Origin of the sequence: Oscillatoria sp. CS-180 (assembly GCF_028330965.1) — a bacterium.
Classification (GTDB): domain Bacteria; phylum Cyanobacteriota; class Cyanobacteriia; order Phormidesmidales; family Phormidesmidaceae; genus Halomicronema.
In genome coordinates this window covers 51291-72048 of sequence record NZ_JAQMUB010000066.1, presented here as the reverse complement: position 1 = coordinate 72048, position 20758 = coordinate 51291, and the positions used below count along the sequence as shown (strand labels likewise).

The following is a 20758-nucleotide window of genomic DNA, read 5'->3' as shown; positions in this document are numbered from 1 at the left end:
CGTGAGTCTGGACAGTGGAGAATGCGAGCAATATCAGTTGGTTTTGGAATGAGCGACGTTATTCCGGTTCTGGTAAGCGGCTAATAGCGATCAGAAAATCTTCTAACTCGGCTGGGCTCAGGTCTGCGTCCAAAAAGCTATCTGGATTAAGACCTTGGGCTTCCTGGTCATTCAGCAGCCGTAAATCGTGAATGCATTGATCAGGCTTGGCAGCTACCTGCTCTAGCAAGGACTGAAACCGACGGATCATCTCAGCGATCGTGGTCGCGTCAAAAAGATCCGTGGCGTAGAGCACTTTGCCGCTCAGCATCGTAGGGTGATCTGTCATCGCCAGAACCAGGTCAAACGGCATCCGCAACCGGTCCACGGCAACCGGCGCTATTTGAACATGAGGGAGTTCCAAGACTTCAGCCGTCGCTTGCTGTAGGGTAAATGCCACTTGAAACAAGGGATGGTAAGTTGGGTGGCGTTCAATTTGTAGGTCTTTAACCAGTTTTTCGAACGGTAGATCTTGATGGGCGTAGGCCCCTAAAACGACCTGCCGCACGTGCTCTAGAAACGCTCGAAAAGTCGCATTGCGGTTAATCTGTAGCCGTAGACTCAACATGTTCAGGAAAAACCCAATCAAGGATTCCACTTCCGATCGATCGCGATTGGCAATAGGGGCACCAACCACCAAATCGGTCTGACCACTCCAGCGATGAAGCAGCATCGAAAAGGCCGCCAAGAGGGTCATGAATAAAGTCGTTCCAGCCTGTTGACCAATCTGACGAAGCTGCTGAGTCAGCTCAGGGGAGAGAACAAATTCTTCGTAATGGCTGGAAAAACTAGGTTCAGCAGGACGTAGGCGATCGCTAAACAATTGCAGCAGTGGTGGTGCTCCCGCCAGTTGCTGCTGCCAGTAAGCCAATTGGGTCGTCAGGACATCTCCCTGTAGATACTGTCGCTGCCAATACGCAAAGTCAGCGTATTGCACAGGCAGGTCAGGCAGTTGAGGCGAAACACCTTGTAAATAGGCTTGATAATGGGCCGTCACCTCCTGTACGAGCAGTCCCATCGACCAGGCATCGGCGACGATGTGATGAATCACGGTCACCAAGCGATAATCTGCTGCTGCAAGCTGGACTAGGATCACCCTCAATAACGGCCCCTGCTCTAAATCAAATGGACGTAGGGCCAGTGCCGAGGTCAGTTGTGGCCATAGGAAAGTCTGCTGCTCTGAGGTGAGCGATCGCCAGTCAACTGTGGTCAACGCCGCTAATGGCTTCGGGGCAATGGTTTGTCTCAGCTCATCATCAACCCACTTGAACGTCGTGCGAAGAACGTCGTGCCGCTGTTGAATAGCCTGCACTGTACGAGCCAGAACAGCTACCTGTAGCGGGCCACTCAGGTGTAAGCTGCGGGTCAGATTGTAGTTTGTGCTTTGCCCTTGCATCTGATCCAGTACCCACAGCCGCTGTTGCGCAAAAGAGGGGGGTAACGTCCCTGTACGAGCAATCGGGACGAGAGCAATCGCACCGTCTTCTAGAGAACGCCTCGTCGCGATCGCCGCTGCCAGTTTTTCTACAGTGGGATAATCAAACAGATCTCGCAGCGAAACTTGGACATTCAACGTCGTTCGCAGACGAGAGATGACCTGAATCGCTAACAGTGAGTGTCCACCCAGATCAAAGAAGGTGTCATCGACGCTAACCAGTTCATGCTTGAGAACCTGCTGCCAAATGTCAGCAATGCTGGCCTCAGTTGGGTTGCGAGGACTGACATAGGGCCGAGTCGGACATGCGGCTTGAACGGCTTTTGCCCGAAGCGCAGCCTGGTCGATTTTGCCATTGGTTGTGAGCGGCAAGGTCTCCAAACTGACAAATGCAGTCGGCACCATATAGTCAGGCAGGCGATCGCTCAAAAACTGGCGTAGTTCCGTAGAGTCGGGACGTGGGTTCGCCACGATACAGGCCACCCAGTCAAGGGCTGAGTCAGAATCCGTTGGTCTCAGCACAACCGCCTGCTCTACCTCAGGATGCTGAGTCAGCACCGACTCAATTTCGCCCAGCTCTACCCGAAAGCCTCGTAGCTTCACTTGGTTGTCCTGTCGTCCCAAAAATTCCACCGTGCCATCAGTTCGGTAGCGCACCCGATCTCCGGTTTTATAGAGCCGTGCACCTGGGTCGCTGCTGAAGGGATCTGGGACGAAATTGGTCGCTGTCAGATCGGGACGGTGCCGATAGCCCCGCGCGACGCTAGCCCCACCGATATACAGTTCTCCTGGTATCCCGATGGGAACGAGCCGCATCTGAGCGTTCAAGATATAACCCCGGACCTGGGCTAGCGGCTTGCCAATGGGAACACCAGATGTCTGTGCAGACTGTTCCGGGACTGAATGCGTGAACGCGCCGACACAGGTCTCTGTCGGGCCATAGTGGTTCAAAAGGGCAACTGGCGATCTTGCTCGCATCTGCTTGACCAGCTGCCAGGAGAGCTGTTCACCACCCAACACCAGCTGACGGCAGGGCAGCCTCCAGTCAGGGCGGGCCTGCATAAGGGCTGATAAATGAGACGGGGTCAGCTTCAGACAATCAACCTGTTGCTGCTGACAGTAGTCGGCCAACGCCTCCGGATCGGTGGCCTGATCTCGCTCGATTAGGTGCAGCGTCCCGCCTCGACTCAAAGGGACAAACAAAGCAGTATTGCCTAAGTCTGCAGCTACGGTGGTGACGCTGGCAAAACGAGCCTCCACAGGCAGATCGAGCTGAGGTGCAATGCCCGTTAGGTAAGCCATTAAGTGTCGGTGCTCCACCATTACCCCTTTGGGTGAACCGGTCGAACCTGAGGTAAAGATGGTGTATATCAGGTTCGCTGGCGTCACTTGACTGGCGGGATTATCTGACGACATCAGATCAAGAGGTGGCCCCCCCTCATCCAGACAAACAGTCACCGTAGGAACCGTCGAAAGAGCGGTCATTAAAGATGACTGGCTGATTAATCCTGCGGCTTGAGCGTTCCGTAGTAGCGTCTCAGCCCGCATGGGCGGCAACGCGGGATCTAGCGGAATGTAGGCTCCTCCTGCTTTAAGGATGGCTAGCAGCGCCACTATCAAATCGACCGATCGCTCCAGATATAGCCCCACTAAATCATCGGGACCGATGCCCTGCTGCTGCAAATAGTGAGCGAGGCGGTTGGCGCGGTGGTTCAGTTCCCCATATGTCAGCGTTTGCCCCGCGCAAGCGATCGCGATCTGCTCTGGCACGGATGCCGCCTGTCGCTCGAACTGGTGGTGAAAGCAGACAGTCGATTGAGACAGCGGTTTGGACTCGATGTGTAAAAGCTGATGACGCTCTTCATTGCTCAATAAATCGAGGTGCGTAATGGCAACAGTGGGCTGTTCACAAACGCGATCTAAAAGCTGTCTGAGCTGTCTTATCCAGCGTTCGACCCCTTCAGCCTGAAGGATCTGTCCATCGTAATCAATGTCTAGCGTCAGCCCTTCATGGTGTTGTCGGCAGGTTAGCTTGAGCTTGAAGCGATCGCCATAACTGCAATAGCGATTTATCGACAGCTGGAGCTGACCAGATATTGGCTGATAGGGCTGCGACAGCCACTCAAACTTGATTGGCAACTCTGATGAACTCGATGAACGAGGCGTGGATGCCGCTGTATTGGAAACCCCATTCTCATATCCGTTTTGCCAGGTGTAGGCCGCTTGCATCCGCTGGTGGCACTGCATCAGAGTCTCGCTGAAGGGGGCATGGGCAGGACAGTCCAGCGTAACGGGTAGACATTGACTGTAGGGGCCGATGGCTTGCTGTAATTCCTCATAATGGCGGCTGTCGACTGCCAATCCCAGCGTCAGTTCACGTTGCTGAGTTAGCAATCCCAAGAAATGGCCCAAGGCGGCTAACCATACTGCGGCGGGAGAGGTGTGATGGGTCTGAGCGATCGCGGCAACGGCCCGTTCTGTCGCTGCCGGGATGGCCACGCTGAACTGCTCTGGTCGAAACGGGTCGGTCGTATCGGGGGTGCATTCATCAGGCAGCGATTGCGACACTATCCGCTGTTGCTGCCAGTACGCTCTAGCCGCATCGGCATCGGCGGTTTGGAACAGCTCGTATTGCCATTCAGCATAGTCAGCGTACTGTAGGGGCTGATCTGCGATCGCGGTTCCTGCCAGGGTTGCCTGATAGTGCCGTGCGATCGCCTCCGTCAGCAGGGCCAGGGTTGCCCCATCGGCACATAGAGCCGACAAGCTGAGCACTAGCCGATGGCGATCGGAGGAAAGCTGAATCAGCCAGGCCCGTAGCGGTGTTTCGGGTGACTCTGTCAAGGCCTGCTGCCAGAGGGCCTCAATCTGAACGCATTGCTGCTGGGGCGATACATCCCCTAGCTGATGCAGAGGCAGGTCAATGGGTTGGGGTGGATCTATGACCTGTAAAGGTTGAGTCATCTCGGGCAATCGCTGAAAGCGAGTCCTGAGGATCTCATGCTGCTCCACAATCTGATTGAGCACCGTGGTCAGGGTGGTTGTACAGACTGGCCCCTCAAAATTCAGAACTCCCTGAACTCGATAAACCGAGCACTGTTCTGACTGTAGCCATTGCCATCGCTGTTCTTGTTGCGTCGAGAGACGAAACCCCTCAATAGCCGCCTGAGTGAGTGTATGGGTTATGACCATGATGCTTGCCTCCCCTGTGAGTGCTCAACTATGTCGGCCATGCTCACCACGACCTGTCGCGGACCTTGGAAGGGAAGACGTCCATGGGCAACCCGCATGTTGTCTAGCAGTAAGACATCGCCGGCTTGCCAGGAGAATATCTGCTGATGCTGGTCATAGGCCTGCCAAATCGCCGCCAAATCGCCTGGGTCAATGGCCGATCCGTCTCCATAAAAGGCATGGCGTGGCAGATCCTCTGGCGCAAACTGGGTGAGCAGTAACTGCTGCTCCTCCGCCCCTAACGCCGAGAAGTGAAAGAGATGGGCCTGGTTAAACCACACCAGTTCACCGGTTTGAGGATGGGTCGCGATCGCCGGACACACCTGACGAGTTCTCAAGCGATCGCCCGTTTTCCACTCGTAGGCAATCCCCGCCGCCCGGCAATACGTCTCGACTTGAGCGCGAGACTCAGTTTGAAATACCGTTTGCCAGGACAAATCAACGCCATCGCCATAATTCCGGACGTACATGACCTGCCTTTGTTGAAATCGCGCTTGCACCGCCTGCGGAATGCTTGCTAGTACGGCTCGACTGTCTGCAATAGGGGTGGCGCCGCCCTGAGCAGCGGGCTGTAGACAGCAGAAGGCAATCTTTAACGGCCAGCAGTTGGTGTAGGCCATTTCGTTGTGAAGGGGAATGGTCAGCTCAGCGGGATATTCCGTCGAGGTGTAGACCTTGCCGCTGATTTCAGTCCGAGGCGTTGAGCGATAGGAATAATCCAGCAGTGATTCGCAAATAGCCCGCATCAGCTGCTCAAATGAGTCCACCGTATGGATAGCAAACCCCCTCAGGAGAATGCCGCCGGTCTCGGTCAGGGTTTGTAAGAGCTGGGAGCGATGGTGGCTAGCCCAGGCGATCGCATCGACACCTGAAACCGTGGGTTGAATGAGTTGAGGCAGCGACTGTCCCGCTTGCAGCGATCGCTGGGTCACTAGCGTTTGCCTAGACACCCGTACGGCCCGTCGTCGAGAGCGTGAGAGCGGTGTGAACGGAGAAGATGAAAGTGGCAAAGACTGACTCTTGGAGTTATCCACGGGGAGACCTCCGTCGAATGGTTTTCAAGGTTTGCCGACTCACGGCATCAAAGGCCTCGGCCTGGCTATTTTGCTGAGCTTGCCGACGCTGGTGTAAGGCTTGCCGCCACTCAGCCAGAGTGCCTTCCGGCTGAGTGAGGAAGGCGGTAAACAAAATTTCGAAGTCAGCCTTGAGCTGATTAACCGTGGTCGCCGTCAGGCGATTTTGGTCATACAGCACGGTCAAAGACAGCCCATTGCTCGGACCAAATCGCAGGGTCAGCGGAAAGTGGTTCCAAATCATCGATTCCACATCACTCAAAGCAATGTCTTGGTCTGTCAGGGCTAGGGCTGGGCCGGTTGGGTAGTTCTCAAACACGACGACGCTTTCAAACAGCGGCATCCCTCTCGGAATGTCGCTCCACCCTTGAATCTCGACAAGGGGCGTGTAGGCGTATTGGCTTTGTTCAACCGAGTTTGCCTGGAGCTGTTGCAGCCAGGCGAGTAAAGACTGATCAGCCGATATCGCAATCCGTAGCGGCAGCGTATTGATAAACAGCCCGATCATCGTTTCAACACCTGACAGCGTGGGGGGCCGACCCGCTACCGTAACGCCAAACGTGACATCCGCACGATCGCTATAGTCTCCCAGCAGTACAGCCCAAGCTCCCTGAATCAAGGTGTTGAGGGTGAGATGATGCGATCGCGCCATCGCCATCAGTTGCTTCACCAACGACGGATCGAATGTGCTGCGATCCGTCGTAAACTGACCTGTCTGCGCTGGAGTGGGTATTTGCGAGTTGGGCAATGGAGTGGCGATCGTAAGCCCTCGCAGCATCCGCCGCCAGAAGGTTTCGGAAGGATTCATGTCCTGCTGCTGGAGCCAAACGACATAGTCTCGATAAGAACGAGGACGTGGCCAGTGAAGGGATTTTCCTTGCCGCAGAGCGGTATACGCAGCGACCACCTCTCCCAGCACTTGAGGCAAACTCCACCCATCTATCAACAAATGGTGAAAGCTCCAGATAAATCGATAGGTTTCCTCTGACAACTGAATGAGCGTACAGCGCATCAGAGGGGCCTGATTGAGAACAAATGTGGCCTGCTGATCCGCTTGGAGACACGCTGTCAGCCGTCGCTGTTGTTCTGTTGACGGTAGAGAACGCCAGTCGTGGTAGTGCCAGGGCAGACGAGCATTTCGATGAACGGCCTGTAGTGGACTTTCTAACGCTTCCCAGTGAAAGCTAGTCCGCAGGGCGGCATGTCGATCAACCACTTGCTGCCATGCTTGCTGAAAGGCACCTACGTTGAGTGCACCTCGAAGGGTGCAGTTAATCTGATTGACATAGGTGCCGGCCTCTGGCGTATAGATAGCGTGAAACAGAAGCCCCAGCTGCATCGGCGCTAGGGGATAGAGGTCTACCAGTTGCGGCAGAGCCGCAGACAACCAATCCAGCGACGCCTGCGTGAGCGGTGCGAGGGGAAAATCCGAGGGGGTAAAGCCTCCCGCCTGCGGCAATAGGCAATGCTCAATCAGCTCAGTCAGGGCGGCAATAAACGTATTTGATAGGTGCTCAATTGTCTGACGTCGATGGCGTGTCGGACTGTAGCGCCATTTCAGGTGCAGCCGTCCGCCTGAGATATAGCCACTGATCTCCAACCCATAGAGTCGGCGCTGTCTAGGATTCTGCAAGGATCCGATCTTTTCAGGCGCAAGGCTCCACGGCGCTGAGCCCGATAGCCCCCGATCCAATTGCCCCAAGTAGTTAAAGCTGATTGATGACGAGACGGCTGAAGTCTCCGTCTGCCCATCCTGGTCCGCCGCAAGATAGCGCCATACGCCATAGCCCACACCGCGCTTAGGAACCTGTCGTAACTGCTCTTTGATGGCCTTCAGAGTCGCGATCGGTGAGCTGTCAATATCGACATGCAGTCCAAGGGGATAAAGGCTGGTGAACCAACCGACCGTGCGAGACACATCCATCTCAGTTCCCACCGTTTCTCGTCCATGGCCTTCCATATCCAAACGAACGGTATCGGTTTGCAGCCAAGGAGCCAGCGATCGCGCTAGGGCCGTGAGCAAAATATCCGTAATTTGAGTGTTATAGACGGCTGGGACACGCTGTAGGAGGGCATGGGTGGTTGCCTCATCCAGTTGCCCAGTCACCTCCGCCGTATTGGCCACAGTCGGATGACTGCTGGGACTGCCTCCGGCGATATCGACAGGTAGCTCGGCGGATATCTGTTCTTGCTGTTGCCAAAAGGGAATTTCGGCCTTTAAGGAGGCCCCTTGAGCGTAGATCCATAGCTGCTCTGACCAGGTCTTAAAAGCAGTCGTCTTAGGCGGCAGTCCAATGGGATTCCCCTGACTCAGTTGCCCGTAGATCGTTGCCAAATCCTCTAGCAAGATTCGCCAGGAAACCCCGTCTACCACCAGATGATGCAAAATTATCAGCAGCCGCTGACCCCGATCGCCCCCTAGCTGAAATAGCGCTATTCGTAGGAGCGGTCCTGCTGCTAAGTTCAGGCTGGCTTGTAGCTGAGCGGCGGTGGCTTCCAATGCTGAAACCTGCTCAGCAGTTTGCAAGTTGCTGAGGTCTAGGCACGTTAGAACGTTGTCAGCGGGAGGCGTGTATGCTTGTCGCCATTTGCCAGCCGTTGTTGTGAACCGCAGTCGTAGGCTGTCGTGGTGGTGTGTCAGATAGGCGATCGCCCGTTGCAGCAAACCAGCATCTACGTCTACCGGCACTTGTAAAAGAACGGCTTGATTAAAGTGGTGAGGACACGAAAGCTGTTGCTGAAAAAACCAGCATTGAATCGGCGTGAGCGGCACCTCACCGCTCACCAGCCCCTGCTCTGCTTGACTGTGAGAGACGGTATCGACAACTGGGGCAAGTTCCGCGATCGTCTGATAAAGAAACAGATCTTGAGGAGTCAACCGATAGCCGCGCTGAGTCGCCCGAGCCACCCCCTGAATCGCCAGGATCGAATCCCCTCCTAGCTCAAAGAAATTGTCATGGATGCCAACAGACGCGATCCCGAGTAATTCCTGCCAAATCTCACACAGGGTCTGTTCGACAGGAGACGTTGGCGCAACAAACGGGGTTTCTGACGGAGTGGCCGCTGTGGGTGAGGGGAGTTGCCGCCGATCAACTTTGCCATTGGGAGTGAGCGGCAGCTGATCCAGCAACAGAATGATGCTAGGCACAAGATAGTCAGGCAAAGAGGATTTGAGGAAGGCTCGCAGTTCCGCCACGCTAGGGGCTTCTCCAGGCACCGGAACGCCATAGCCCACCAGAGCCTGGACTCCCGGTGAGGCTTCGAAGGGCATCACCAGCGCTTGACGAATCTGGGAATGACGAGCGAGTGCGGCTTCTATTTCGGCAGGCTCGATACGAAAGCCGCGAATTTTAACCTGCTGGTCTCGACGCCCCAAAAACTCAATCGTGCCGTCGTCTTGATATCGGGCCAAATCTCCGGTGCGATACAGTCGTGCGCCGGGTTGGGTGCTGAAAGGATGCGGCACAAAGGCGGCGGCGGTCAGGGCTGGCTGGCGATGATAGCCCCGCGCCAGTCCCGCCCCGCCCGTATAAAGCTCGCCCGGCACACCGACAGGGACCGGCTGCAACTGTGCATCGAGGAGATAAACCTGAGTTTGGGCAACGGGTTGACCAATCGGCACAGACGTATGCAATGCAGCCGCATTCGTCACGGTGTAGCAGCAGGTAAATGTCGTGTTTTCCGTTGGGCCATAGCCATTTACCAAGCGAGTCGTCGGGAGCTGCTGCTGAGCCTGTTGGAGATGTGGAATGGAGAGCACATCACCTCCAGCCAGCAGATATCGCAGCGATCGCACGTCTGTCAAACACTGCTCGACCATCAGGTGAAACAATCCTGCTGATAACCACAGGGTTGTGATGTGCTGACGCTCTAGAACCTCGATCAAGGCCGCCAGAGAAGGGAGACCTGGAGGCATGATCACCAAGCAGGCACCCGTCAGCAACATGCCCCAAATCTCGAAGGTAGAGGCATCAAAGGCTAAGGGCGCTAGCTGTAAACCGCGATCGCTGGGGAGCAATTCAACATAGTTGGGATTGGACACGAGGCGCACAATTCCCGCATGGGTGATACTGACGCCCTTCGGCTGCCCGGTTGAACCTGAGGTGTACATCAAATAGGCCAGGTGATCAGGCGTTAGGCTCATAGCAGGATCGGTCTTGGGCGCCTGGGCGATCGCTGTCTTTGCCTGCTCCCATATCAGCATGGGGATACCTGCCGGCAGCCGCGCTTGCCCAGCAGCTTGAGTCACCACGACGGCCACATCAGCATCCTCGACAAGCCAAGCCAGCCGTTCTGGCGGATAGCTGGGTTCCAACGGAACGTAAGTCCCACCAGCTTTGAGAATCGCGATCGCCCCAATCACCTGTTCTAGGGAACGTTCCAGGCATAAACCAACCCGGACTTCTGGGCCGACCGAGTGATGCATCTGCAGCCAGTGAGCTAGCTGATTGGCCTGTTGGTTCAAAACCCGGTAGCTGAGTTGGCTATCGTCCATCACCGCTGCCACCGCATCGGGACGCTGGGCAACCTGATAGGCAAACAGGTCTAGCACCGTGTCACGAGAAGCCGCGCTATTTTCGTCGCCTGACCACAGCGTCAGCAGCTGCTGACGGTCCTGGGGTTGCAGCAGCGGAATGCAGTCAATGCCCTGGTCAGGCTGAGCCACGATTTCTCGTAGCAGCGTCTGAAATTGCTGTGTCATCCGCGCGATCGTGGCGGATTCAAACAGGTCGGTGCTATATTCCCAACTGCCCGTTAATCCTGCCTCGCTGCGGTTACAGGTCAGCGTTAGGTCGAATTTGGTCGTGGTGTGGGCAAACTCCAGTGAACTTAGCGTGAGTGCCGGTAGCGACCATTCCGCCGAGGGCGCATTTTGCAGCACCAACATGACCTGGAACAGGGGACTATAACTCAGCGATCGCTCGGGTTGGAGTGCCTCCACTACCTGTTCGAAAGGCACGTCCTGATGGGCATATCCACCCAGCGTGACAGCCTTTACCCGCTCTAATAATTGCTGAAAGCTAGGATTGCCCGTGGTCTTGATCGGCAGGGCCAACACATTGACAAAAAAACCGATCAAAGGTTCCAGTTCTTGGCGAGTGCGGTTAGCAACGGGCGTTCCAATGACAAGGAGAGACTGACGACTGTAGCGGGCTAACAGGGTGGCCAATCCGGCCAAGAGCACCATGAATAGGGTTGTTCCGGTGGTGCGACTGAGTTGCTCCAGCGCTTCAGTCAGCGGTCGGTCCAAATGAAAGGATTGAGTTTGGCCGCGAAAGCTCTGGCGAACGGGCCGAGGATGGTCGGTCGGCAGTTCCAGCAGAGCCGGGGCCTCAGCAAGCTGCTGCTGCCAATACTTCAATTGAGTCCTGAGGCGATCGCCGGTCAGCCACTGGCGCTGCCAGCAGGCAAAGTCAGCATACTGTAGGGACAGCTCAGGTAGCGGTATGGGGCGATGCTCTGAGAGGGCGGTATAGATTGCCCCAATCTCTTTGATGAAAATGCCGATAGACCAGCCGTCGGCAATGATGTGATGGAGAACCGCCAATAAGACATGCTGCTGGGCATCTAGCTGAATCAATTGCAGCCGCAGGAGGGGGCCCTCTGCCAGATCAAAGTGTTGAGTGGTGGCGGCCTGCATCAAATGGGCGATCGCCTCAGTTTGTTGGTTTGCAGAGAGTCCTTGCACATCAATGAGGGGCAGAGCTAGGCGTAGGGTTTTGTTGATTTGCTGCTGGGGTATCCCCTCGACCGTGACAAACCGCGTCCGCAAAATGTCATGGCGCTGCACAATGACATCCACAACCTGCTGTAGAACGCTTCGATCTAGCTCGCCCTGAAGTCGAAGCGCACTGGGGATTAGATAGGGCACTTGAGTCCCCTGGAGGTGATCGAGCGTCCACAATCGCTGCTGAGCAAACGATAGGGGAATCTCCTCGTCGGCAGAACGGCGAGAAATTTGAGTCGTTTCAGGTACCTGAATTCCCTTCTGTTGCAGCCGGAGCCTCAGCAACGCCTGCTTCTCAGAAACGGTTAAGGAATGAGTGGTTACATCGATCATGAGCGTTCAAGGAGTACAGGATGCAAGGTGAGCAAGGAAACTAGGAGACTCGGACCAAACTTGGGGGTGCTTGCTAGGGCTGCGAAGGTGCCGGAAAATACTGCGGCTTCAGCAGACGAGGGTTTCTTCGACGGACGGTTGCAGGGGTGTGGTATCTCGATTGACTAAGAAACTAGGTCGGTTTTTGCCCAGGGAAATTGGTGCATTGCGAACGCTGTTGTAGGTAATGATGATGAGGCGGCGATCGTAGGGAGAAATATTGGGAACAGAGCCGTGGACAAGGTTGCAGTGAAAAAATAGGGCTGTCCCTGCCTTGCCTTTTGCTGCAACTAGCCCGTGTTGTTCCACCAAGCGGGTGACTGTTTTCTGGTCTAGGGTGTACTTGAGCTTGGCACTGACGTTAGCGATCCAAGCAGCCGATGCGTCTGCTGCACCAGCAGTGTTGTGAGCATAAGAGTGGTTGTGCGAGCCTGGAATGAAGTAGAGCGGCCCATTGAAGTCATTGCAGTCGTCCAGAAATAAGACAGCATTGACAGCTAAGGGATGGGTCATATCGTCTTCGTGCTGCCAAAAAGCAAAATCTTGGTGCCAGGGCCAGACATCCCCTGTGTAGGCAGCTTTGAGGTTGATTTTGAACTGATAGCAGTACACGTCCCCCTGGAGCAGCAGACGCGCAGGTTCGATGAGTCGCGCAAAGGTAACCAGCCGCTGCAGCATATCGCTCTCTAAATGACAGCCATGCAAAGCCCTCACTGTTTTTTGATCGGTTTCGACAACTCGACTCGGACTCTCGCTCTGCATCAGCCGAGGTAGCGTTGACCGCAGCCTTTCGATTTCTGCCATTGAGAAATAGTGAGGAATCGAGAGCATTCCTGTATCTTCGTAGTCCTGAATTTGCCGAGGGGTAAGCAACATGGGAGGCTCCTGAAGTCTAGAAATGAGCACGATCGCGCCTTACGAATTGGTCTGAGCAGCAGCGAGTGCTGCCTGAATTTCTGCGGGAGTTAGCTGGTCAATTTCAATGGCCGTTTGGGCAATCTCATTGACTAAAGCCGCATCTCCAGCCAAAGCCGCCAAAACCGTTGCCAGTTCAGCAATCGTCGGATGCTCGAAGAGCGATCTCAGGGGCAGCTCTAGCAGAAAAGCCTGACGAACTCGGCTGACGAGCTGGGTGGCTAGCAGGGAATGTCCACCCAAGTCAAAGAAGTTGTCGTAGATGCCGATAGTTTCAAGGTCTAAAACATCACTCCACAGCTGGGCCAGGAGCGTCTCCGTAGCCGTACTGGGAGCCTGATAGGGGCCATCACCTGTGGGCTGGGACTGGAGGGTCGGTAAGCGATGGCGATCGATTTTGCCATTGGGGGTCAAGGGTAGCTGCTGGAGGCAGATCAATCGCTGAGGCACCATGTAGTCCGGCAACTGCTGCTGGAGATACTGACGGATAGCAGTCTCACTTTCTGAGGACAAAGCCCCATTCAGCTCGGCCCGTTCCCCTGACAAGACGCGATTAGCAGGAGCTATTGTCTTCTCCTCCCCACCGTCTGATGCGATCGCTGCCGCCGTTATCGCTGCCGATCTAGGGACCCAGTAAGCTATTAGCCGTTTCTCCTCCGCGTGGCTGCCTTGGACAGCAACTACAGCCTGATGAACCCTGGGATGGTGATTCATGACCGCCTCAATTTCTCCCAACTCGACCCGAAATCCTCGGACCTTGACTTGGTGATCGAGACGGCCTAAAAACTCAATTTGTCCTGTGGCATCGTATCGAGCTAAGTCTCCTGTGGCGTAGAGTCTGGCGCCTGGCTCACGACTATAGGGATGGGGAATAAATTTGCTCGCGGTGAGATCAGGCCGTTGCCAGTAGCCGCGCGACAGGTTAGCCCCACCGATGTAGAGGTCACCTGAAACACCAATTGGGACGGGCTGCATCCGATGATCCAGAATGTAAATCTCAGTCTGGGCGATGGGTGTGCCGATGGCAGGATATCCCGGCCAGTCCTGAGGGGCATCCGTCAAGGTCAATGCCGTCACCACATGGGTTTCCGAGGGACCGTAATGATTGTGAAGCCGACAGTCAGGATGGGCGAGAAAGAAATCTCGAATCGTCTGGTTGATCTGCAACTGCTCTCCCGTCGTGATAATCTCCCGAGGAACCGGCCACTCAGGGCGGAGCGCCATCACCCGAGTCCACTGCTGCAACAGGACAACGGGTAAGATTACTTTTTCGATGGGATGCTGTGCTAGAAAATCAGCTAGCGCTTCGGGATCAAATCGCGAGTCTTCAGGCAGCAGGTGCAACGTGCCCCCAGTGGCCCACGCCGCAAACATTTCGTGAATGCTGGCATCAAAGCTGAGGGAGGCAAATTGCAGGACCCCGACGCCCTGGCTCAAGGTGTCTATGTGCCACTGCATTAGGTTGGCGATCGCCCGATGGGGCAACGCAATTCCTTTAGGACGTCCCGTGGAACCCGAGGTATAGATGATGTAGAACAGTGACTCTAAGGAGAGGCTTATGGAAGGCGCCGAGACCGGTTCTTGAGCGATCAGGGAAGCGGCGGTCTCTAGGCAAATGACTGGAGCCGTCGCGGGTAGCTTATCCCGTAGGGACGTCTGAGTCAGCAGGACTGACATGCCGACGTCGTCAATCATCCAAGCCAAGCGTTCCTGAGGATAGGTCGGATCAAGCGGAACGTAAGCTCCTCCGGCTTTGAGAACGCCCAGCAAAGCAACTGCCATCAAAGGCGATCGCTGAAGACAAAGGCCGACAGGGATATCAATGCCCACGCCCTGTCGTCGAAGATAGTGAGCGAGCTGATTCGACTGGCTGTCTAGTTCGGCATAGCTCAGCCTCTGATCGATCGCGGCGATCGCCACCGCATCAGGCGTACGCGCAACTTGAGCCGCAAATTGATCCAAGAACGAACGATCAGGCGACGGGGGAACCGTTGTCTCATTCCAGCCAAACAAAATGTGCTGGCGTTCCTCAACAGTCAGCAGCGAAAACTCCCCTAAACCACGGTTAGGTTGTTTAGCGATCGCGCTCAATACGGTCTGCATATGAATGAGCAAGCGATCGATGACATCGGGGGCAAACCGTGCCGCATCATAGGTCATGTGAAAACTGAGCACGGGTTCAGGCACCACCACCAGCGTCAGCGGATAGTGCGTCGGCTCAAATCCTTGAATTGCTTCCACTGCCAATCCTGAGGCTTCTGAGCCGAGGGGGGCATCGAAGGGATAATTTTCAAAGACCAAAATAGTTTCAAATAGGGGCACACCCCGGGGCACCTCACTACAGCCCTGAATATCCACGAGTGAGCTATAGGCATAGCGCTGCTGCTCAACCTGCTGTAGCTGTAGCGCCTGTAGCCAGGGCAGTAGCTGTTCAGCAGCAACCCGTACTCTTACCGGCAGCGTGTTGATAAAGACCCCAACCATCTGGTCGGCATTGGCCAAATCGGTTGGACGACCTGAGACGGTGGCCCCGAAGACCACATCTGTGCTGCCGCTGTAGCCAGCGAGCACCATCGCCCAAGCCCCCTGAATCACAGTGTTGAGTGTCAGGCGGTGCTGCTGAGCAACCTGGCGCAGGGCCTGGGTCAGATTGACTGAGAGCAGCCGTTGAGCTTGCCGAAAATCGGCGGCATCGCTGCGATCGCCGCTGCGATCGCCAGTGCGTTCGAGACCTAATTGCGTCGGCGCTGTGAACCCCTGAAGCTGCTCTTGCCAGTAGATCTGAGCGTGTTGGGTAGCCTGAGCTTGCAGCCAGGTAAGGTAGTGCCGATAGGGAGGCGCGATGGGTAATAGCGGCAGCTGATCGCCCGCTGTGTAAAAAGCCAGGACTTCCCGCAGCATGATGGACAAACACCAGCCGTCTGTCAGCAAATGGTGGAAACTCCAAACAATGCGGTAAGCCTCTTCTTCAATACGGGCTAAGAAGCATCGCATTAGCGGAGCCTGATCCAGGGCAAAGCCCCGCGATCGATCCGCCTGCATCGTGGCGTCTAGCTGTCGCTGCTGTTCGCTCGGGGAAAGGTGACGCCAGTCCACTTCAACCCAGGGTAGAACAACCCGCCGATGTACTTGTTGTAGAGGAGTCTCCAAATCTTCCCAATGAATTGTGCTGCGTAGCGCTGGGTGCCGCTCAATCATCTGTTGCCAAGCTTGCTGGAAAGCCGGTACATTCAAGCGACCTCGGAGCGTGGCACTGAGTTGGTTAAAGTACGACGATGATTCGGGGGCATACAGTGTGTGAAACAAAATGCCCTGTTGCACTGGCGACAGCGGATAGAGATCGGCAACTCCCTGCCCATTGCCAACCAGCCGATCCAACTGCGGTTGGCTAATCTTCGCTAAGGGAAAATCAGATGGAGTGCGACCACCGGCGGTGGGGCTCTGGCAATGGTGAATCAGGCTCTCTAGGGTAGTGATAAAGGTCTCAGCCCATTGCTGAATTGTCTCAGGCTGATGCAGATGAGGGCTGTAAGTCCAAGTAACCTGTAGCTGCCCTCCGGCGACCCAACTATCTAAGCGCAGCCAGTGACTCCGCAATCCTGACCCCGATCGCAGTGGGCTGATCGCCGCCGTTGCTAACCCCCAACCCGGTGCTGTCGGCAGGCCCTGATCAATCTGCCCCAAATAGTTAAAGCAAACCTGGGGTATAGCAGCCGCGTCAGCCAACGGCCTTTCGGGATGGAGATAGCGCAAAAGCCCATAACCCAAGCCGTTTTGAGGAATTTGGCGAAGCTGTTCTTTCAGAGACTTGAGCGCGATTTCAGGGGTATCGGCCCCAGATAACTCCAGCCGTACGGGGAAATGAGTTGTAAACCAGCCCACCGTACGAGACAAATCGGTATCCGCCGAAAGAGGTTCTCGCCCATGACCTTCTAGATCGACCAGCAGAGCGGATTGACCTGTCCAGGCTTGAAAGCTCTGTACCAGCACCGTCAACAGCACATCATTGATGTGGGTGTTGTAACAAGGCGGTACTGCATGTAGCAGACGCTCTGTGTGTTCCGCATCTAAGGTGACCGTGGTTTGAGCTGCCATGGCCTCTGTATTAAGGGCTGACGTCAACGCAGGATCGTTGGACACTCTGTTCTGCGATCGGGCATCGGTGGGGAGATCGCTGCCCGATTGGGTTTGAGCCTGCCAATAGTCCACTTCGACCAAAAGCGCCGCCCGCTGGCTTTGATCGTGAAGGATTTCAGCCCAGGTTTTGAACGCTGTCGTTTTGGGCGGCAGTTGAACCGGCTGGTGCTGCTGCAACTGGGTATATGCCGTTAGCAGATCCGCCAAGAGAATCCGCCAAGAGACGCCATCTATGACTAGATGATGAGCCATCAGCAAGAGCCGACCAGACTGACTGGTTCCCAACTGAAAGAGCGCTGCCCGCAGCAAAGGTCCCGACTGTAAATCGAGACTGTGTTGCAGAGTCGCCGCTGACGCGCTTACAGCCGTCATAGCGTCGGCAGTATCAGCAGCGTGGGACAAATCAACGACAATCAAAGGAGCCTGAGCCGTCGCCACAATGGACTGCTGCCAGCCGGAGGGAGTGCGTTGAAAGCGAGATCGCAGCTGATCGTGATGCATCAGAATATGATTCAACGCTTTCTGTAGCGCCTGCGGATCTATTGTCGAAGGCACCGTCAGCAAAACTGCTTGGTTGAAGTGGTGTGGTTCTGGTAAGGTCTGCTCAAAAAACCACTGCTGAATTGGAGTAAGGGGGACCTTGCCTGACACACATCCTTGGTCTGCCTGGACGGCTGAGTCAAAGCTGACAACTGTCGCTAACTCGGCGATCGTCTGGTGCTGAAACAGATGCTTCGGTAAGAGATGCAACCCTGCCTGATGGGCCTGAGCCACAATCTGAATGCTGAGAATCGAGTCTCCGCCTAGATCAAAGAAGTTGTGGTGAATGCCGACTGGGTCAAGGTGCAACACTTGACTCCAAATTTGACAAAGGATCTGCTCGACTTCACTACTCGCGGGCACAAACGCAATCGTTTCAGCGACATCCTCCGGATGGGGCAAAGCTGTGCGGTTGACTTTGCCGCTAGCAGTCAGGGGGAGCGCTTTCAGCGTGATCCAATGTCCAGGCACCATATGCTCTGGCAGATGCGCCTCGGCATATCGAATGAGGTCAGTCTCGCTGATAGCATCGCCATCCCTGCCGACAACATAGCCCGCTAGCTGCAAGCCCTGACTGGCCGGCTGCCATGGCTGAACGATCGCCTGTTGCACGCTGGGATGCTGCATCAGGACCGCTTCGATTTCTCCCAGTTCAATCCGAAAGCCTCGGAGTTTGAGCTGCTGATCGTCACGACTGCAAAACTCCAGGGTGCCATCCCGGCGATAGCGAGCGCGATCGCCGGTGCGATAAAGGCGGACGCCTGCTTGCCAGCTGAAAGGGTCAGGAATGAAACTGGCAGCGGTCTGATCAGGCTGAAGATAACCGCGACTCACACTATTACCACCGATGTAAAGATCACCGATCGCGCCGATTGGCATGGGATTGAGTTGTGCATCTAGCACGTAGGCCTGCACCCCTGGCAGGGGTCGCCCTAGGGGGAGCGGCGTAGAGGCGAGGGCATCCGTCACTGCATAGGTGAGTACGCCTACGGTGGTTTCAGTGGGGCCGTAGTGGTTGACAAGGCGACAGTTTCCCCAGTCCTGAATGCGAGCTACCAGCGCCCCAGAGGCTACCTCACCTCCCAAGACCAAGAGTTGACGAGGCAAAATCTCTGACCGATGAGTTGTTAGCAAGGCCTGTAGATGGGAGGGTGTGATTTTCAAGCAGTCAATTCTATGACGCTGGCTGTAGGCCGCAAAGGCATCCGGATCGGTTGTTCGAGCCGGAGACAGCAGATGCAGCGTGCCGCCCTGTAAAAGGGGAATAAATAGGGCCGTGTTGCCCAAGTCGGTGGTCACCGACGAAACACTGGCAAAACTCGCTCCGGCGGGAACCGCTAAACGCTCTATTGCCCCCGTGAGATAGCTCATTAGGTGACGATGCTCTACCCTGACCCCTTTGGGTTGTCCTGTCGTCCCTGAGGTAAAGAGCGTGTAAGCCAGATTTTCGGGTTTGGCCAGAGCAGGAAGACGTGTCTTAGGACAGTTGGCGATCGCACTGTCCCCCAGTGCCAACACGGGCACGTTCAGTTCGGGAAGACCTTCGCTGGAGCTGCCAGGACACAGGATGAGGGGAATGTGGGCCGCGGCCAGTAGCGTCTGCAAGCGGGCTGTTGGCCATGCCGGATCGAGCGGGACGTAAGCTGCCCCAGCCTTAAGAATGCCAAGTAGCCCCACCAGCAAGTCCAGCGATCGTGCTCCCCATAGAGCGACACACTGCTCCGGCCCAATTTCCCGAGCCTGCAAACAGTGAGCAACCTGATTGGCCCGAGCGTCCAGCTCTGCATAGGACAGAGAATCTTCTTCATAGATGACAGCTATCTGCTGCGGCGTGCGTACGGCTTGCTGCTCAAAGCACTCGTGCCAGCACTGGGTTGACGCGGGCAAAGGGGCTGCATTGAAATCATGGAGGACGTGCCGTCGTGCTCGATCCTCTAGCAGCGGCAGCTGATCTACACAGGCATCCGGCTGCCGTAAAGTCTCGGCTAAAAGACAGTGAAACTGGCTTAGCAAATCAGCGATCGCGGCTGACGAATAGCGATGGGTGTCGTAGTGCAGCTCTGTCAACCAGCCCGTTTCGGTTTCAGCACACAGCAGCTTGAGCGCGAAGGCACTGTTGTAGGCGACGGGATTGGTGAGTTGAGCCGTCCCAGTTGGCAAACGATACTGGGTCTGCCGCTGCTGATAGGCAAAACAGAGCGTTAGATTCGTCTTGATCGCGTCTCGATCAGGCAGACCTTCGCGATCCGAAAGCGGCAACGCATATTCTTGCCAGTCGTTCAGCGCTTGCAGGGCCTGCTCTAGCTGCGGCAGCTGAGCACTGAAGCAAGCTCCTGCCTGGAACTGACTGATTAACGGCAAGGTGCGCTCATAGAGCCCCAAGCCCTGACTTAACGCATCCAAAGAGCGACCGTCGATGGCAACACCAATGGTTTGGGGCGATCGCGCTGTCAGCCGCCAGAGTAGACCTTGCCAGCAGGCCAGCAGCCAGGTCGTAGGACGGCTTCCCAGTTGACGGCTTCTTTGCTCAAGCTGAGTCCCCGCCTCAGGGGCCAGTGGCCGACATTGGCAGGCTGGGGAAAAGGCGCAATCGCCTCCCCATCTTGATTCCCCTAGAGACGGCAAACTCGGCTTTTCAAAGTGTTGCCCTTGCCAGAAACGATATCCTGCCAGGGCCGCTTCGTCTGTCTCAGCCTGCAAGTCATGGAGCCACTCACAATAGTCGGCGTACTGCGGCACATCCGCAGCAGCAGGCCCTGATCCATACGCCTGACAAATCTCTCGGCACAGGCTTTGCAGCGTTTGCCCATCAGCACACAGTGCAGACAACTGTAGGAGTAGGGCATACTCCTCAGGCGCATACCGAATTAAGGTAGCCTTCAGTGGGGGGAAGAACTGCCGAATCGGTGGCACATCAGCCCACAGCGTTTGCAGCGCTGTCTCTTGATCGGCGGGCATCTGAGTTGCCCAATCCAGCACATGCCAATCAAAATGGGGCTGGGGATCAATCACCTGATAGGGTAAAGCAAGTCCAGACAGGGCCTCAAATCGAGTGCGCAAGATCTCGTGTCGGGCAACGACCTGGGCAATGGCCTGTCGCAGTTGAGCCTCATCGATTGGAGCCCTCATGTGAAGGACGCCCCGGACTTGGTAGGTCGTTGCCTCCGCGCCTAATTGCCAAAGCTGGATCTGCTGATCGGATAGGCAAAACCCTTCCACGGCGGCTGTCATCGTCTGAGCCGTCGTTTGTAAGGTTTGAATCGAGTCGGTATGGGTCATCCTTTTTGG

The 20758-nt window shown here is 55.8% G+C and carries 5 protein-coding genes; all 5 read right to left on the bottom strand.

All coding sequences use genetic code 11. The features are described 5' to 3' along the window. Positions 1–58: 58 nt before the first annotated feature. Positions 59–4666 carry a non-ribosomal peptide synthetase gene (locus tag PN498_RS15555; RefSeq protein WP_272063755.1) on the bottom strand — a complete coding sequence of 1536 codons (4608 nt, stop codon included), beginning with the start codon at positions 4664–4666 and terminating at the stop codon, positions 59–61. Then, entirely contained in the window at positions 4657–5739 is a 1083-nt protein-coding gene (locus tag PN498_RS15550; protein ID WP_272063753.1) for a TauD/TfdA family dioxygenase, read from the bottom strand. The genes PN498_RS15555 and PN498_RS15550 overlap by 10 nt, the downstream gene beginning before the upstream one ends. Further along, the gene (locus PN498_RS15545; RefSeq protein WP_272063752.1) at positions 5732–11839 is read right to left on the bottom strand and encodes a non-ribosomal peptide synthetase; all 6108 of its coding nucleotides are present in this window, start codon (positions 11837–11839) and stop codon (positions 5732–5734) included. The genes PN498_RS15550 and PN498_RS15545 overlap by 8 nt, the downstream gene beginning before the upstream one ends. Positions 11840–11947: 108 nt before the next feature. Beyond that, complete coding sequence (locus tag PN498_RS15540; RefSeq protein WP_272063751.1) at positions 11948–12754, bottom strand: phytanoyl-CoA dioxygenase family protein; 807 nt, start codon at positions 12752–12754, stop codon at positions 11948–11950. A 39-nt stretch (positions 12755–12793) separates the two neighbouring features. Next, positions 12794–20749, bottom strand: a complete 7956-nt coding sequence (locus tag PN498_RS15535) for a non-ribosomal peptide synthetase (protein WP_272063750.1) — start codon at positions 20747–20749, stop codon at positions 12794–12796. Between the last annotated feature and the right edge of the window lie 9 nt (positions 20750–20758).

What these genes read in the sequence shown, in the direction of transcription:
- PN498_RS15540 (WP_272063751.1), bottom strand. Translation starts at nt 12,754, where the DNA reads ATGTTGCTTACCCCTCGGCAAATTCAGGACTACGAAGATACAGGAATG.
- PN498_RS15535 (WP_272063750.1), bottom strand. Translation starts at nt 20,749, where the DNA reads ATGACCCATACCGACTCGATTCAAACCTTACAAACGACGGCTCAGACG.
- PN498_RS15545 (WP_272063752.1), bottom strand. Translation starts at nt 11,839, where the DNA reads ATGATCGATGTAACCACTCATTCCTTAACCGTTTCTGAGAAGCAGGCG.
- PN498_RS15555 (WP_272063755.1), bottom strand. Translation starts at nt 4,666, where the DNA reads ATGGTCATAACCCATACACTCACTCAGGCGGCTATTGAGGGGTTTCGT.